The 14,412-nt window shown below is 56.0% G+C and carries 14 protein-coding genes and 1 pseudogene; 9 read left to right on the forward strand and 6 right to left on the reverse strand.

From position 1 onward, the window contains the following. Positions 1–128: 128 nt before the first annotated feature. A complete protein-coding gene (locus LDK53_RS16485; protein WP_225287603.1) occupies positions 129–1,526 on the forward strand; it encodes a glycoside-pentoside-hexuronide (GPH):cation symporter in 1,398 nt (465 codons plus the stop codon). Positions 1,527–1,536: 10 nt separating this feature from the next. Continuing rightward, complete coding sequence (locus LDK53_RS16490; RefSeq protein WP_225287604.1) at positions 1,537–2,487, forward strand: family 43 glycosylhydrolase; 951 nt, start codon at positions 1,537–1,539, stop codon at positions 2,485–2,487. Positions 2,488–2,505: 18 nt separating this feature from the next. Here LDK53_RS16490 and ampE read toward each other — a convergent pair whose 3' ends face one another. Together ampE and ampD are read right to left on the reverse strand one after the other, a co-directional pair. Then, positions 2,506–3,360, reverse strand: a complete 855-nt coding sequence (gene ampE, locus LDK53_RS16495; protein WP_095441666.1) for a beta-lactamase regulator AmpE — start codon at positions 3,358–3,360, stop codon at positions 2,506–2,508. A gap of 9 nt (positions 3,361–3,369) precedes the next feature. Further along, positions 3,370–3,921, reverse strand: coding sequence for a 1,6-anhydro-N-acetylmuramyl-L-alanine amidase AmpD (gene ampD, locus LDK53_RS16500; RefSeq protein ID WP_047957759.1), 552 nt, complete (start codon positions 3,919–3,921; stop codon positions 3,370–3,372). An 87-nt stretch (positions 3,922–4,008) separates the two neighbouring features. On the opposite strand from ampD, the gene nadC reads away from it, so the two are divergent. From nadC to hofC, 4 genes are all read left to right on the forward strand, one after another. Then, entirely contained in the window at positions 4,009–4,902 is an 894-nt protein-coding gene (gene nadC / locus LDK53_RS16505) for a carboxylating nicotinate-nucleotide diphosphorylase (protein ID WP_045284787.1), read from the forward strand. Positions 4,903–5,076: 174 nt separating this feature from the next. Continuing rightward, on the forward strand, positions 5,077–5,514 hold the full coding sequence (gene ppdD, locus LDK53_RS16510) for a prepilin peptidase-dependent pilin (protein ID WP_225287605.1): 438 nt from the start codon (positions 5,077–5,079) through the stop codon (positions 5,512–5,514). Between the two features lie 10 nt (positions 5,515–5,524). Then, the gene (gspE, locus tag LDK53_RS16515; protein ID WP_225287606.1) at positions 5,525–6,907 is read left to right on the forward strand and encodes a type II secretion system protein GspE; all 1,383 of its coding nucleotides are present in this window, start codon (positions 5,525–5,527) and stop codon (positions 6,905–6,907) included. Further along, positions 6,897–8,081, forward strand: a complete 1,185-nt coding sequence (gene hofC / locus LDK53_RS16520) for a protein transport protein HofC (protein WP_225287607.1) — start codon at positions 6,897–6,899, stop codon at positions 8,079–8,081. Before gspE ends, hofC begins: the two co-directional genes overlap by 11 nt. 41 nt (positions 8,082–8,122) lie before the next feature. Here hofC and LDK53_RS16525 read toward each other — a convergent pair whose 3' ends face one another. Beyond that, positions 8,123–9,166, reverse strand: coding sequence for a GMP reductase (locus LDK53_RS16525; RefSeq protein WP_025756765.1), 1,044 nt, complete (start codon positions 9,164–9,166; stop codon positions 8,123–8,125). A 228-nt stretch (positions 9,167–9,394) separates the two neighbouring features. On the opposite strand from LDK53_RS16525, the gene coaE reads away from it, so the two are divergent. From coaE to yacG, 3 genes are read left to right on the forward strand one after another with little or no spacing between them, the layout of a single operon-like run. Continuing rightward, complete coding sequence (coaE, locus tag LDK53_RS16530; protein ID WP_225287608.1) at positions 9,395–10,015, forward strand: dephospho-CoA kinase; 621 nt, start codon at positions 9,395–9,397, stop codon at positions 10,013–10,015. Continuing rightward, positions 10,015–10,758 carry a cell division protein ZapD gene (gene zapD / locus LDK53_RS16535; protein ID WP_045284792.1) on the forward strand — a complete coding sequence of 248 codons (744 nt, stop codon included), beginning with the start codon at positions 10,015–10,017 and terminating at the stop codon, positions 10,756–10,758. Before coaE ends, zapD begins: the two co-directional genes overlap by 1 nt. Positions 10,759–10,767: 9 nt before the next feature. Next, a complete protein-coding gene (yacG, locus tag LDK53_RS16540) occupies positions 10,768–10,962 on the forward strand; it encodes a DNA gyrase inhibitor YacG (protein WP_025756762.1) in 195 nt (64 codons plus the stop codon). 34 nt (positions 10,963–10,996) lie between these two features. Here the strand turns inward: yacG and mutT are convergent, their stop codons facing one another. From mutT to LDK53_RS16555, 3 genes and pseudogenes are all read right to left on the reverse strand, one after another. After that, entirely contained in the window at positions 10,997–11,389 is a 393-nt protein-coding gene (gene mutT, locus LDK53_RS16545) for an 8-oxo-dGTP diphosphatase MutT (protein ID WP_025756761.1), read from the reverse strand. 57 nt (positions 11,390–11,446) lie between these two features. Continuing rightward, on the reverse strand, positions 11,447–14,152 hold the full coding sequence (secA, locus tag LDK53_RS16550; RefSeq protein WP_025756760.1) for a preprotein translocase subunit SecA: 2,706 nt from the start codon (positions 14,150–14,152) through the stop codon (positions 11,447–11,449). Positions 14,153–14,210: 58 nt separating this feature from the next. Continuing rightward, positions 14,211–14,412, reverse strand: a pseudogene (locus LDK53_RS16555) (SecA regulator SecM); the annotation flags it as partial.

Consider the following 14,412-nt stretch of genomic DNA (forward strand, 5'->3'; position numbering starts at 1 on the left):
ACGTTGTTACCTCCCTCACACTTTCACCTCCACAGCGCTTTTATCCATATCACCGCCCTGATACTGCAACGCATATATTCCTTCGCCAGCAAATAATTCTCTCCATACCGCAAACCGGAGAGCAGTCTATGGATAACGCTAAACTGTCAGTAAAAGAAAAGATCGGCTACGGGATGGGCGATGCAGGTTGCAACATCATCTTTGGCGCCATCATGCTGTTTGTTAACTATTTTTATACCGATATTTTTGGTCTGGCGCCGGCACTGGTGGGCGTACTGCTGCTCTCCGTGCGCGTTATTGATGCCGTCACCGACCCGATTATGGGCGCGATTGCCGACCGTACCCGCAGCAAATACGGTCGGTTTCGTCCATGGCTGCTGTGGATTGCCTTCCCCTACGCACTGTTCAGCATCCTGATGTTCACCACGCCAGAGTGGAGCTATAACAGCAAAGTTATCTATGCGTTTGTCACCTACTTCCTGCTCTCTTTGACCTATACGGCAATCAATATTCCCTACTGCTCGCTGGGCGGGGTGATTACCAACGACCCTAAAGAGCGCGTCGCCTGCCAGTCATATCGCTTCGTGCTGGTCGGTATCGCCACGCTGCTGCTGTCCCTGACGCTACTGCCGATGGCGGACTGGTTCGGAGGAGAGAACAAAGCCAAAGGCTACCAGATGGCAATGACCGTGCTGGCGTTGATTGGAACCTGTATGTTCTTGTTCTGCTTCGCCACCGTGCGCGAGCGTGTCCGCCCGGCAGTCCAGACCAATGACCAGCTGAAAAACGACCTGAAAGACGTGTGGAAGAACGACCAGTGGGTGCGCATTCTGCTCCTGACCCTGTGCAACGTCTGCCCCGGCTTTATTCGCATGGCGGCTACCATGTATTACGTCACCTGGGTGATGGGCCAGAGTACCCACTTTGCCACCCTGTTTATCAGTCTGGGCGTGGTGGGCATGATGCTCGGCAGCATGCTGGCGAAAGTGCTGACCGACCGCTGGTGTAAGCTGAAGGTCTTCTTCTGGACCAATATCGTGCTGGCGATTTTCTCAACGGCCTTTTACTTCTTCGACCCAAAAGCCACCCTTACCATTGTGGTGCTCTACGTCCTGCTGAATATCCTGCACCAGATCCCATCTCCGCTGCACTGGTCGCTGATGGCCGACGTCGATGACTACGGCGAGTGGAAAACCGGGAAACGCATCACCGGGATCAGCTTCTCCGGCAATATCTTCTTCCTGAAGCTGGGGCTGGCGATTGCCGGGGCAATGGTCGGCTTCCTGCTCTCCTGGTACGGCTACGATGCCGGGGCGAAAGCGCAAAGCGCGGATGCGATTAACGGTATTGTCCTGCTGTTTACCGTCATTCCGGGCATCGGGTATCTCATTACCGCAGGCGTGGTGCGTCTGCTGAAGGTTGACCGTGAAACGATGAAGCGGATCCAGGAGGACCTGGAGAAGCGTCGCAACAACTATCGCGAGCTGAACGAGTATCAGGAACTCAGCGTCGCTGAGACAAAATAAGGAAAGTCGCATGCAAACCTGGCCAAACCCGTTTATTGAACAACGCGCCGATCCGTATATTTTGCACCACGAGGGGCAATACTATTTTATCGCCTCGGTGCCGCAGTACGACAGGCTGGCGATCCGTCGCGCGGACTCGCTGGAAGGGCTACGCGACGCTGAAGAGGTGACGGTCTGGCGAAAACCCGAGACCGGCCCAATGAGTCAGCTCATCTGGGCCCCGGAACTGCACCACATCGACGGCAAGTGGTACATCTATTTTGCGGCGGCGCACACGCGGGCGCTCGATGCGCTCGGGATGTTCCAGCACCGCATGTTTGCCATTGAATGTGCCGACCGCGATCCGCTTACCGGCAGGTGGGTGGAAAAAGGGCAAATCAAAACCCCGTTCGATACCTTCGCCCTGGACGCAACCACCTTTGTCCATCAGGGTAAGCGCTGGTATCTGTGGGCGCAAAAAGCGCCGGATATCAACGGAAACTCCAACCTCTACCTGTGTGAAATGGCGAACCCGTGGACGCTGAAAGGCGAGCCGGTGATGCTCAGCAAGCCGGAGTATGACTGGGAATGCCGTGGGTTCCGGGTCAACGAAGGCCCGGCGGTACTGGTTCACGACGATAAGCTGTTTATCAGCTATTCCGCCAGCGCCACCGATGAAAACTACTGCATGGGTCTGGTGTGGATAGACCGCAACGCCGATCCGCAAAACCCGGCGAACTGGCACAAATCTCCGCGCCCGGTATTCGCCACCAGCTATGAAAACCGCCAGTACGGGCCGGGCCATAACAGCTTCACGAAGACCCCAGACGGGGAAGATGTGCTGGTGTATCACGCCAGAAACTACACCGAAATAGAAGGCGATCCGCTATACGATCCCAACCGCCACACCCGCCTGAAGCGCGTTCGCTGGAACGAAAACGGGATGCCTGATTTCGGCATCCCGCCTGCGGATACGCTTTAATCGTTACGGCGCGCTGGCTTACACCAGCGTGCCGTAAATCGTCAGCAGCGCCACCACAACAACCACCACAAACGAGGTCTTCTTCGCCATTGAGACGGCGGCTTTCGGCGTTTCAATTTTGTCGGTATGCGGCTCGCGCGCCAGGGAGAACTGCGCCAGACGTGTTAACACCTGGTACTGTGAGGTATGGCGGTCAGCAAGAGAAGCGAACCATGCGGGCAGCGCTTTTTCGCCGTGGCCAATTAACGCATACACCACGCCCACCAGACGCACCGGGAGCCAGTCGAGCACATGCAGGATGGCATCAATCCCGGACAGCAAACGCTCATGCGGCGTCAGGTAACGGGCAAGCCAGGTCTGCCAGGCGCGAAGAAAAGCATACCCCATCAGCAGGACCGGTCCCCACGGCCCGCCCACCACAAACCAGAACAGCGGCGCCAGGTAGTAGCGGAAGTTAATCCACAGCAGCGCGTTTTGCAGCTCGCGCAGGAATTCGCGTTCATCGCAATCCGGCGGCACGCCGTGGATCAGCGTCAGTTCGCTCGCCATGGCACCGCGCGCGTGGGCATCATCACGCGACGCGGCTTTAAGATAAGCGTGGTAGTGCAAACGCACCTTCCCTGCGCCAATGCACAGGACACCGAGCAGGATCCACACCACCAGCAGCGGCACGTTGAAAAACAGTCCGTACAGCGAGCGCAGCAGCAGGAAGGTAATGACCATCACCCCGGCCATCATCAGCAGCGTACGCAGCATAGAAAAGTGCTTAATCCGGCGGAAAAACACCTCCAGCCGGTGGTCCAGATGCCAGTGCTCGCCGAGTTTAAACAGGCGTTCAGCGATGATAACCAGCAGCATGGTAAACAACGTCATGGTATCTCCTTATTCTGACGACGCGTTGAGCATGGCGCGAAACCGGGGCCAGTCAAAGGCCGGGCCAGGATCGGTTTTTCGCGTCGGGGCAATATCACTGTGTCCCGTAATATTGTCGGCGATGGCCGGATAGCGCCCGATAAGCGCGCGGGTCACGGCCACTAACTGTTGATACTGTGAATCGGTATAGGGCGTGGTATCCGTGCCTTCCAGTTCGATGCCGATGGAGAAATCGTTGCAGCGTTCTCGCCCATGATACAACGACACCCCGGCATGCCAGGCGCGCTTATCAAAAGGAACGTACTGAACCACTTCACCATCACGGCGAATCAGGCAGTGAGCCGACACGCGCAGATGCGCAATCTCAGCGAAGAAAGGATGCGCATCGGGATCAATCGTTCCCGTGAATAACGCGTCAATCCACGGACCGCCAAATTCACCCGGCGGGAGACTAATATTATGAATAACCAGCAGTGTGGGCTTTTCATCCTCCGGGCGGCAGTCGTGGTGCGGCGAGGGCACATGCCGCGCATCCACCAGCCATCCGTTTTCTAACAACATGCTGGAACTCCTTATGTATGGTGCTGTTACTCGGTTCAGAGTAGCATGTTTCAATATTATGATTCGTTACCAATTTGGAGTTTTATCATGCCGCCTCGCCGCTACAACCCCGACCACCGACGTGAAGCGCTTCTGGAACGTATTAATATGGATATTCCGGCAAGCGTCGCCCATGCCCTGAAAGAAGACCTGGGCGGCGACGTGAATGCCGAAAAGGATATTACCGCACAATTGTTGCCAAAAGAGACACGCTCTCACGCGGTGATTATCACCCGTGAAGAGGGCGTTTTTTGTGGCAAGCGCTGGGTTGAAGAGGTCTTTACCCAGTTGGCGGGCGATGATGTGCAGATCGTCTGGCATGTTGAAGACGGCGATGCGATCGCCGCAAACCAGCCGCTGTTTGAACTCGACGGCCCGTCCCGCGTGCTGCTGACCGGCGAACGTACCGCCCTTAACTTCGTCCAGACCTTGTCCGGTGTGGCAAGTGAAGTCCGTCGCTACGTTAACCTGCTGGCTGGCACCCGTACCCAGCTGCTGGACACCCGCAAAACGCTGCCGGGTCTGCGTACAGCGCTGAAATACGCGGTACTCTGCGGCGGTGGCGCAAACCATCGTCTGGGATTATCCGACGCCTTCCTGATTAAAGAGAACCACATTATTGCCTCTGGCTCCGTGCGTCAGGCGGTTGAGAAAGCCTTCTGGCTGCACCCGGACGTGCCCGTTGAAGTGGAGGTCGAAAACCTGGAGGAGCTCGACCAGGCAATTAAGGCCGGGGCTGATATCATCATGCTCGATAACTTCGAAACAGAGCAGATGCGCGAAGCCGTCAAGCTCACCAACGGCCAGGCACAGCTTGAAGTGTCCGGGAATGTCACCTTCGACACGATCCGTGAGTTCGCCGAGACGGGCGTGGATTACATCTCCGTCGGGGCTCTGACCAAACACGTTCGCGCTCTCGACCTCTCCATGCGTTTCAAATAATGATGGCACCCCTCTCCACCCGGAGAGGGGAATGTCTGCCCCGCTCGCAATTCCGTTGTACCTCCCTGCAACGCAGAATGAATTCTCTGAAGCCCCTTTCCCGTTCCCTTTTTTGCCCCTCGTTTCTGCCCTTTCGCGCTGACAGAGTAGCGCCACTTAACCTAAGGAGCAGATATGGACAAACAACACGGATTCACGCTCATTGAGTTGATGGTGGTCATTGGCATTATTGCGATTCTGAGCGCCATCGGCGTCCCCGCCTATCAGAACTACCTGCGCAAAGCGGCGCTGACCGATATGTTGCAAACCTTCGTCCCCTACCGCACCGCCATTGAGCTGTGCGCACTGGATCATGGCGGCGTGACAGGCTGTGACGGCGGCAGCAACGGCATCCCTTCCCCGACGACAACGCGTTATATCTCGGGCATGAGCGTAACGCAGGGCATCGTGTCATTAACGGGCCAGGAGAGCCTGACCGGGCTGGAGGTGGTGATGACGCCCCAGTGGAGCAGCGGCAACGGTATGACGGGCTGGAAACGCAGCTGCAATATCAGTAACGACAGCGAGCTCAAACAGGCCTGCGAAGACGTTTTCCGCTTCGACAATAACTAAGGAGCGGCTAATGAAAACCGATCAACTCGTGGCACTTTGTCTGCGCCATCATGCTCTGCTGCTCACCAGCGACAGTGACAGGGTAAGCATCGCCGTCGTGGGAACCCCCGCCAGTGAACTGATGGAAGCCCTGCGCTTCGCGACCCAGAAACGGGTTGATATCGAGTGCTGGAGCGCAGAACGCATGGAAAAACACCGGCAGCTCATGTCGCAATCGCATCTGCCCGTCGTTTCGCAAACACACTCAACGGTCGATATCCTCAACCACACGCTGCAGCAGGCAATAAACCAGCGCGCATCCGACATTCATATCGAACCGGGAGAGCATGCCTGTCAGATCCGTTTACGTATCGATGGGGTGCTTTACCCGCAACCTCCGCTTTCCGCCTCGCTGGCCAGCCAGTTCAGTGCACGTTTAAAAGTGCTGGGTAATCTGGATATTGCAGAGCGCCGCTTACCGCAGGACGGTCAGTTCACGATTGAGCTGGCAAACGAGCCGGTCTCATTTCGGATTGCCACGCTTCCCTGCAGCGGTGGCGAGAAAATTGTACTGCGTCTTCTGCATCAGGTTCAGCAGGCGCTGGAACCGAAAGCGCTCGGCATGAGCGCTGAACAACTGGCCCGTTTTAATGGGGTACTCCACCAGCCGCAGGGATTGATTCTGGTCACCGGCCCCACCGGCAGCGGCAAAACCGTGACGCTCTACAGCGCATTGCAGGCGCGTAATACTCCGGAGGTCAACATCTGTAGCGTGGAGGATCCCATTGAGATCCCCCTGGCGGGGTTAAACCAGACGCAGATAAATCCCCGGGCGGGTTTAACCTTCCAGAGCGTGCTCAGGGCGCTGCTGCGTCAGGATCCCGACATCATTATGGTTGGTGAAATTCGTGACGGTGAAACGGCCGGGATTGCCATTAACGCCGCGCAGACCGGGCACCTGGTGCTGTCGACACTGCATACAAACTCTACAACGGAAGCCCTGACGCGTCTGGAGCAGATGGGCGTGGCGCGCTGGATGATATCTTCCGCACTCTCGATGGTAATTGCCCAGCGGCTGGTCCGGCGTCTGTGTCCCCATTGTCGTCGGGAAGCCAGCGAACATGCAGATTTACCTCGCGCAGTGTGGCCCAGACCGCTTCCCCGCTGGCAGCCCACCGGCTGCGATCGCTGTTATCACGGTTTTTATGGCCGGGTGGCCATTTTTGAAGTGCTCGCGATCGACAATGACCTGCGACAGGCCATTACCCGCGGAGCGGGAACAGAAGTGATCGAGGCGAGCGCCCGGCAGGCGGGAATGGTTTCTCTTTTTGAGCACGGCTGCATGGCTGTTGAAGAAGGGTTGACCACGATTGAAGAGTTGATTCGCGTCCTGGGCATGCCCGATGCCTGCTAACCGGCTCTGGCGCTGGCGAGCGCTCACCCAGGAAGGAGAACCCCGAAGCGGGACGCTCTGGGCCACAGACCGCAATGCAGCCTACAGCTGGTTGATGCGTCACGATCTTCATCCTCTGACGCTGACCCGCTGCGCGCAGCGACACCGCTGGCAGCCACATCACAGCTATGAGATGTTTCGTCAGCTCGCTACGCTGCTGCAGGCTGGGCTGACGTTGTCCCACAGCTTGCAAATGCTGGCAGACCAGCATCCGTCAAAACCCTGGCAGGCGCTGCTACAAAGTCTTGCTGATGAACTCAGTGAAGGATGCCCCTTTTCTGAGTCACTCAAAAAGTGGCCTGCGGTTTTTAGCCCACTGCATGTCTCGATGGTAAAGGTCGGAGAGCTAACCGGGAAGCTGGAGGCGTGCTGTCGTCAGCTCGCGCAGCAACAAAAAGCGCAGCAGCAACTCAGTGCGAAAGTGAAAAAGGCGCTGCGCTACCCGGCGATCGTTCTGACGCTGGCCGTCCTCGTCGTGCTGGCGATGGTCACCCTGGTCTTGCCCGAGTTCGCCGCGATCTACAAAACGTTTAACACTCCGCTCCCGTGGCTGACACAAAAGGTCATGGGAATGGCAGCATTTATGCAGTCCTACGCCCTCGTGTTGTTTGCCGTGATACTGGCAACCGTCGCTGGCGCGTGGGCTCTGCGGCAGAATCCTCGCTGGCAGCGCATTCTGATGCATATGCCAGTGATGGGGACGCTGGCGCGGGGCCAAAAGCTGGGACACATTTTTACCGTTCTGTCGCTCACGCAGCAGGCGGGGATTGCCTTTTTGCAGGGGCTGGAGAGCGCAGAGGAGACCGTTGATAGTCGGTACTGGCAGGGAATACTCCGCACGATTCGGGAGGACGTTGAAAAAGGTTTCCCCGTCTGGTCATCCTTTCAGAGAGCGGCCATGTTTACCCCGCTGTGTATTCAGCTTTTACGAACCGGTGAAATGTCTGGCGCGCTGGACAGCATGCTGGCAAACCTGGCCCGCCATCACACGGAACAGACCTTGCAACGGGCCGATAATCTGGCGGCGCTTCTGGAGCCATTGCTTCTGATTGTAACGGGAGTCATCATCGGCACGCTGGTGGTCGCCATGTATCTGCCGATTTTCCATCTGGGGGATGCGATGAGTGCGGGATAGTGCTGACGTGCTGGCGCACGGAGATGCGCCAGCGAAAACTCTTACAGGCTGTTGAAAACGCGGTTTTCCTGTTCCTGAACGCGAATAAACGTCGTGCGTTTCGTCAGCTCTTTCAGGCGGGATGCCCCCACGTAGGTGCAGGCGGAACGCAGGCCACCGAGGATATCACGTGCGGTATTTTCAACCGGGCCGCGCAGGGGCAGCTTCACGGTTTTGCCTTCTGCCGCGCGGTATTTTGCCACGCCACCAACATGACGGGTCATTGCAGACTCAGAGCTCATTCCATAGAACAGCATAAATTTCTCGCCGTTCTCTTCAACCACGGTACCACCGCTCTCTTCGTGACCGGCCAGCATGCCGCCGAGCATCACGAAGTCCGCGCCGCCGCCGAAGGCTTTGGCGACATCACCCGGCATGGTGCACCCGCCGTCGCTGATGATCTGGCCGCCCAGCCCGTGCGCCGCATCGGCACATTCAATAACCGCGGAGAGCTGAGGATAACCGACGCCGGTCTTAACGCGCGTGGTGCACACGGAACCCGGCCCAATGCCCACTTTCACGATATCTGCACCGGAGAGGATCAGCTCTTCACACATTTCGCCGGTCACCACGTTGCCCGCGATGATGGTTTTCGTCGGCCAGGCTTCACGCGCCTTGCTGACGAACTGCACGAAGTGCTCGGAGTAACCATTCGCCACATCAATACAAACGAAGCTGAGTGCCGGGTTCGCATTCAGGATCTGTTTGGTCTTTTCGAAATCGGCATCCGAGGTCCCGGTGGAGACCATCACATGCTTCACCACATCAGCAGACGCGGACGCAACAAATGCATTCCACTCTTCAGGGCTGTAATGTTTGTGTACGGCAGTCAGAATGTCGAACTGTGCCAGAGCGGTTGCCATCTCAAAGGTTCCCACAGTATCCATGTTGGCAGCGATGATCGGCACGCCAGACCAGGTCTGACCGGAATGTTTAAAGGTGAACTGACGTTCGAGTTCAACGTCTGAGCGACTTTTCAGTGTAGAGCGTTTAGGGCGGATGAGAACGTCTTTGAAACCTAACTTCAGATCTTCTTCGATACGCATGTGCGGATTCCTGGGGTTAGAGGCAAATATGTTAAAAGCACAACTCCAGTGACGTTATCATACGCACTAATACCTGCTCCGCAAGACTGCGAAATTCTCTTTTTTTACGCTACAATCCTATAAATTTACCTGGTAAAAAGCCGGTAAACAGGGCTAAACAGTTGCTGGCGCACCTTTAAGTTTTAATCAACTGATTTTAATAATGAATAATTCCCAGGATTTGATTTAATGGGGTATATCGTTGCATTAACCGGCGGCATCGGTAGTGGTAAAAGTACCGTTGCGGACGCGTTCTCTCGTCTGGGTATCACGATTATTGATGCCGATATCATTGCCCGTCAGGTGGTAGAACCAGGTACACCCGCGCTAAAGGCTATCGAACACCACTTTGGTCAGAGCATCCTCACTGCGGATGGCACGCTTAATCGCCGCCAGCTTCGTGAGCGCATTTTTGCTGATGCGTCGGAAAAGCGCTGGCTTAATGCCCTGCTCCACCCCATTATCCACCAGGAAACCCAGCGTCAGATTGCTGCCGCAGACTCCCCCTACGTAGTGTGGGTCGTTCCCCTGCTGGTGGAAAATCAGCTGCAGAAGAGAGCCGATCGGGTGCTGGTGGTTGATGTCTCTCCCGAAACGCAGATCCAGCGAACCATGACGCGTGACCACGTCTCACGTGAGCATGCTGAACAAATTCTTGCCGCCCAGGCCACGCGCGCTCAGCGCCTTGCCGTTGCGGATGATGTCATTAATAATAACGGCGCACCAGATGCCATTGCATCGGATGTTGCCCGTCTGCACGCGCAGTATCTGACGTTCGCCGCGCAGGCCGTTGCACAGGAAAAACCATAATGTCGACACACATCCTTTTTGAGCATCCGCTCAACGAAAAAATGCGTACCTGGCTGCGCATCGAATTCCTCATTCAACAGCTTTCACAACATTTGCCTGTTAACGATCATGCCACGGCGCTGCACTTCTTCCGCAATGTGGGCGATCTGCTGGATGTGATTGAGCGCGGCGATGTCCGCACAGAGTTGCTCAAAGAGCTGGAGCGTCAGCAGCGTAAATTGCAGGCATGGGCTGAAGTTCCGGGAGTGGATGTAAGCCGTATCGATTCCCTTCGTCAGCAGCTTAAAACCAGCAGCAGCAATCTGATGGCCGCGCCGCGCGTCGGTCAGTTTTTGCGTGAAGATCGTCTGATCGGCCTGGTGCGCCAGCGCCTGAGCATCCCTGGCGGCTGCTGTAGCTTCGATCTGCCGACCCTTCACATGTGGCTACATATGCCGCAAGCGCAGCGTGACGCACAGGTAAACAGCTGGCTGAAAAGCCTGGAGCCCATGCAACAGACGCTGTCGCTGATCCTCGATCTGATCCGTAACTCAGCGCCGTTCCGCAAACAAACCAGCCTGAATGGTTTCTACCAGGATAACGGCGATGATGCCGATCTTTTGCGCCTGAATGTATCGCTTGGCGAACAGCTTTACCCACAGATTTCCGGGCATAAGAGCCGTTTTGCAATTCGCTTTATGCCGCTGGACAGTGAGAATGGCACCGTGCCGGAACGTCTCGATTTTGAACTGGCCTGTTGTTAAGGAGTGCCGATGTCTGATATCACCACCGTTAACTGCCCAACCTGTGGCAAAACCGTTGTCTGGGGCGAAGTGAGTCCGTTCCGCCCATTCTGCTGCAAACGCTGTCAGCTCATTGATCTGGGCGAATGGGCGGCGGAAGAGAAACGTATTCCAAGCGAAGGCGATCTCTCGGACAGCGATGACTGGAGTGAGAACCAGCAGTAGTCTGTAAAGCCTGCTGGCGCTTCGCTTAGCAGGCCTACGGTTGTGCGACTAACCGCAGGATCACAGGCTCATTGGCCGGCGGGAATTTTTCGGCATCACTTGCCTGAAGTTCAACCCAGTTACCCGGCTGCCCCTCTTTTCCCCAGGGTTCGCCTTCCCAGTTTTCCACCAGCCAGAACCACAGCGTGATGTGCCTGTCCGGGAACTGGTACTCGAGCTTATCAAACAGCGTAGCGCCAAGCGGAGTGATCCCCACCTCTTCCTGAAGCTCGCGAACCAGCGCCTGTTCCGGCGTTTCACCTGACTCGATTTTTCCGCCAGGAAACTCCCATTTGTTTGCCATATGGGCGTCGGCAGCGCGCTGGGTAATGAAGATTTGGTTTTGCGGGTTGCGAATAATCCCGACGGCAATTTGCAGTATTTTCATATTGTCACTTCCATAAAAAAGGCGCAGATGTCTGCGCCTTTTTGTTTTTTTATGAGCTTAGTTCAGACGGCCGTGGCACGCCTTGTACTTTTTACCAGATCCACATGGGCACGGATCGTTACGACCCACTTTACGATCCCCGGTCTGCGCGGCGATCGCTGCGGCGGCTTCGCTGTCGTCAGTCTGGTGGCTCAGCTGCTGCATCTGTGCCAGACGCTCAGCTTCTTCACGACGCTGCTGCTCCATCGCTTCCACTTCTTCCGGCATACGCACCTGAACCTTGCTCAGGGTGCTGATCACTTCATACTTCAGCGACTCCAGCATAGAGGCAAACATAGCGAAGGACTCACGCTTGTATTCCTGTTTCGGATCTTTCTGCGCATAGCCACGCAGGTGGATACCCTGACGCAGATAATCCATCGCGGCCAGGTGCTCTTTCCACAGGGAGTCCAGGGTCTGCAGCATCACGCCTTTTTCGAAGTGACGCATCATCTCAGCACCAACGACCTCTTCCTTACGCTTGTATACGTCCAGCGCGGTTTCAAAGATACGTTCGCGCAGGGTTTCTTCATGCAGCTCAGGCTCTTTGTCCAGCCACTCTTTGATTGGCAGATCGAGGTCAAAGTCGTTTTTCAGACGTTCCTGCAGGCCTTCGATATCCCACATCTCTTCCAGAGACTGCGGTGGAATATGCGCATCGATTGTCGCCTTAAACACATCCTCGCGGATGCTGTTGATGGTTTCGCTCACGTCAGACACGTCCAGCAGTTCGTTACGCTGGGTGTAAATTGCGCGACGCTGATCGTTAGCCACATCGTCATATTCCAGCAGTTGCTTACGAATATCGAAGTTGCGGCTTTCCACTTTACGCTGTGCGTTAGCAATCGCTTTGGTAACCCACGGGTGCTCAATAGCTTCGCCAGGTTTCATACCCAGCTTACGCATCATGCCGGACACACGGTCGGAGGCGAAAATACGCATCAGCGCATCTTCCATCGACAGGTAGAAGCGGGAAGAACCGGCATCCCCCTGACGACCCGCACGACCACGCAGCTGGTTATCGATACGACGAGATTCGTGACGCTCGGTACCGATGATATGCAGACCGCCGGAGGCCAGAACCGCATCATGACGAACCTGCCAGTCGGCCTTGATCTGCGCAATCTGTTCAGGGGTTGGGTTTTCCAGCTCTGCCACTTCCGCCTGCCAGCTACCGCCCAGCATAATATCGGTACCACGACCCGCCATGTTGGTGGCGATGGTCACCGCAGCCGGATAACCCGCCTGTGCAACGATTTCCGCTTCTTTGGCGTGGAATTTGGCGTTCAGAACGTTGTGTTTGATACCCGCTTTCGTCAGCTCGTGAGAGACCACTTCGGATTTTTCAATGGAGATGGTCCCCACCAGCACCGGCTGGCCTTTCGCGGTACGCTCGCGAATATCTTCGATGATGGCCTGAATTTTTTCCGCTTCAGTCATATACACCAGGTCCGGCATGTCCTTACGGATCATTGGACGGTTGGTTGGAACGACCACGGTGTCCAGCTTGTAGATGGAGCTGAATTCAAACGCTTCGGTATCTGCCGTACCGGTCATCCCTGCCAGCTTCTCGTACAGGCGGAAGTAGTTCTGGAAGGTGATGGAGGCCAGCGTCTGGTTTTCGTTTTGAATATCCACGCCTTCTTTGGCTTCAACGGCCTGGTGCAGACCGTCAGACCAGCGACGTCCCTGCATGGTACGGCCGGTGTGTTCATCAACGATAATCACTTCGCCGTCTTTCACGATGTAGTCGACATCGCGGGTGAACAGCGCATGGGCGCGCAGCGCAGCGGTCACGTGGTGCATCAGCATGATGTTGCTCGGGGAATAGAGAGATTCACCCTCTTCCATGATGCCTTCAGCCACCAGCAGCTCTTCAATTTTCACCAGACCACGTTCGGTCAGGTTCACCTGGCGCGCTTTTTCATCTACGGAGAAGTGGCCTTCACCCTGGAAGGTGTCGGAGTCTTCTTTTTCCTGACGCAGCAGGTGTGGAATGATTTTGTCGACTTTACGGTACATCTCAGAGCTGTCTTCAGCCGGGCCGGAGATGATCAGCGGTGTACGCGCTTCATCGATCAGGATGGAGTCAACCTCATCCACCAGCGCATAGTGCAGTTTACGCTGGACGCGCTCTTCAGGGCTGAACGCCATGTTGTCACGCAGGTAATCGAAGCCGTATTCGTTGTTGGTGCCGTAGGTGATATCCGCGTTGTACGCTTCACGTTTAGCTGGCGCGGGCAGACCGGACATGTTGATGCCCACGGTCATCCCGAGGAATTCGAACAGTGGACGGTTGTTTTCGGCATCACGCTGTGCCAGATAGTCGTTGACGGTGACGACGTGTACGCCTTTACCGGTCAGGGCGTTCAGGTATGCCGGCAGCGTTGCGGTCAGGGTTTTACCTTCACCGGTACGCATTTCCGCGATGCAGCGCTCATTGAGCACCATACCGCCCAGCAACTGAACGTCGAAGTGACGCATGCCAAATACACGCTTACTCGCTTCACGCACCACGGCGAACGCTTCCGGGATCAGGCTTTCTAAGGTTTCGCCTTTTTCCAGACGCGCGCGGAATTCTGCCGTTTTCGCTTTCAGCTCATCATCAGAGAGCTTCTCCATCGCCGGTTCCATACCGTTGATGACAGCAACAGCTTTGCGCATACGGCGCAGGGTACGATCGTTACGACTACCAAAAACTTTAGTTAACAATTTGATTAGCATAATAAATTCTCAAACGCCCCATTGTGGGCAGATAAATTAAGGTATTGAAAAAGTTAATTTAGCTGAGGCGCTGAGGCCCGGCGCGAATGCCGTGAGCCTGGCTAATCCATGTTGTGACGGAGAATAAGACGGGAGAAACGAGCGCACGTTGCGCTGTCTGGCGAACCATGACCGGCGGCTGACTGTCCTGCGTGAGCAGCGCGTTAAGCGTGTCCAGCAGGGCAAGATGCTGCGCCTGCACCGGCAGCGTCTCTTCAGCA

It is taken from the genome of Enterobacter sp. K16B, assembly GCF_020216105.1.
Classification (GTDB): Bacteria; Pseudomonadota; Gammaproteobacteria; order Enterobacterales; family Enterobacteriaceae; genus Enterobacter; species Enterobacter sichuanensis.

Coding starts and splice junctions, on each gene's coding strand:
- LDK53_RS16485 (WP_225287603.1), top strand. CDS start 129: ATGGATAACGCTAAACTGTCAGTAAAAGAAAAGATCGGCTACGGGATG.
- LDK53_RS16490 (WP_225287604.1), top strand. CDS start 1,537: ATGCAAACCTGGCCAAACCCGTTTATTGAACAACGCGCCGATCCGTAT.
- ampE (WP_095441666.1), bottom strand. CDS start 3,360: ATGACGTTGTTTACCATGCTGCTGGTTATCATCGCTGAACGCCTGTTT.
- ampD (WP_047957759.1), bottom strand. CDS start 3,921: ATGTTGTTAGAAAACGGATGGCTGGTGGATGCGCGGCATGTGCCCTCG.
- nadC (WP_045284787.1), top strand. CDS start 4,009: ATGCCGCCTCGCCGCTACAACCCCGACCACCGACGTGAAGCGCTTCTG.
- ppdD (WP_225287605.1), top strand. CDS start 5,077: ATGGACAAACAACACGGATTCACGCTCATTGAGTTGATGGTGGTCATT.
- gspE (WP_225287606.1), top strand. CDS start 5,525: ATGAAAACCGATCAACTCGTGGCACTTTGTCTGCGCCATCATGCTCTG.
- hofC (WP_225287607.1), top strand. CDS start 6,897: ATGCCTGCTAACCGGCTCTGGCGCTGGCGAGCGCTCACCCAGGAAGGA.
- LDK53_RS16525 (WP_025756765.1), bottom strand. CDS start 9,166: ATGCGTATCGAAGAAGATCTGAAGTTAGGTTTCAAAGACGTTCTCATC.
- coaE (WP_225287608.1), top strand. CDS start 9,395: ATGGGGTATATCGTTGCATTAACCGGCGGCATCGGTAGTGGTAAAAGT.
- zapD (WP_045284792.1), top strand. CDS start 10,015: ATGTCGACACACATCCTTTTTGAGCATCCGCTCAACGAAAAAATGCGT.
- yacG (WP_025756762.1), top strand. CDS start 10,768: ATGTCTGATATCACCACCGTTAACTGCCCAACCTGTGGCAAAACCGTT.
- mutT (WP_025756761.1), bottom strand. CDS start 11,389: ATGAAAATACTGCAAATTGCCGTCGGGATTATTCGCAACCCGCAAAAC.
- secA (WP_025756760.1), bottom strand. CDS start 14,152: ATGCTAATCAAATTGTTAACTAAAGTTTTTGGTAGTCGTAACGATCGT.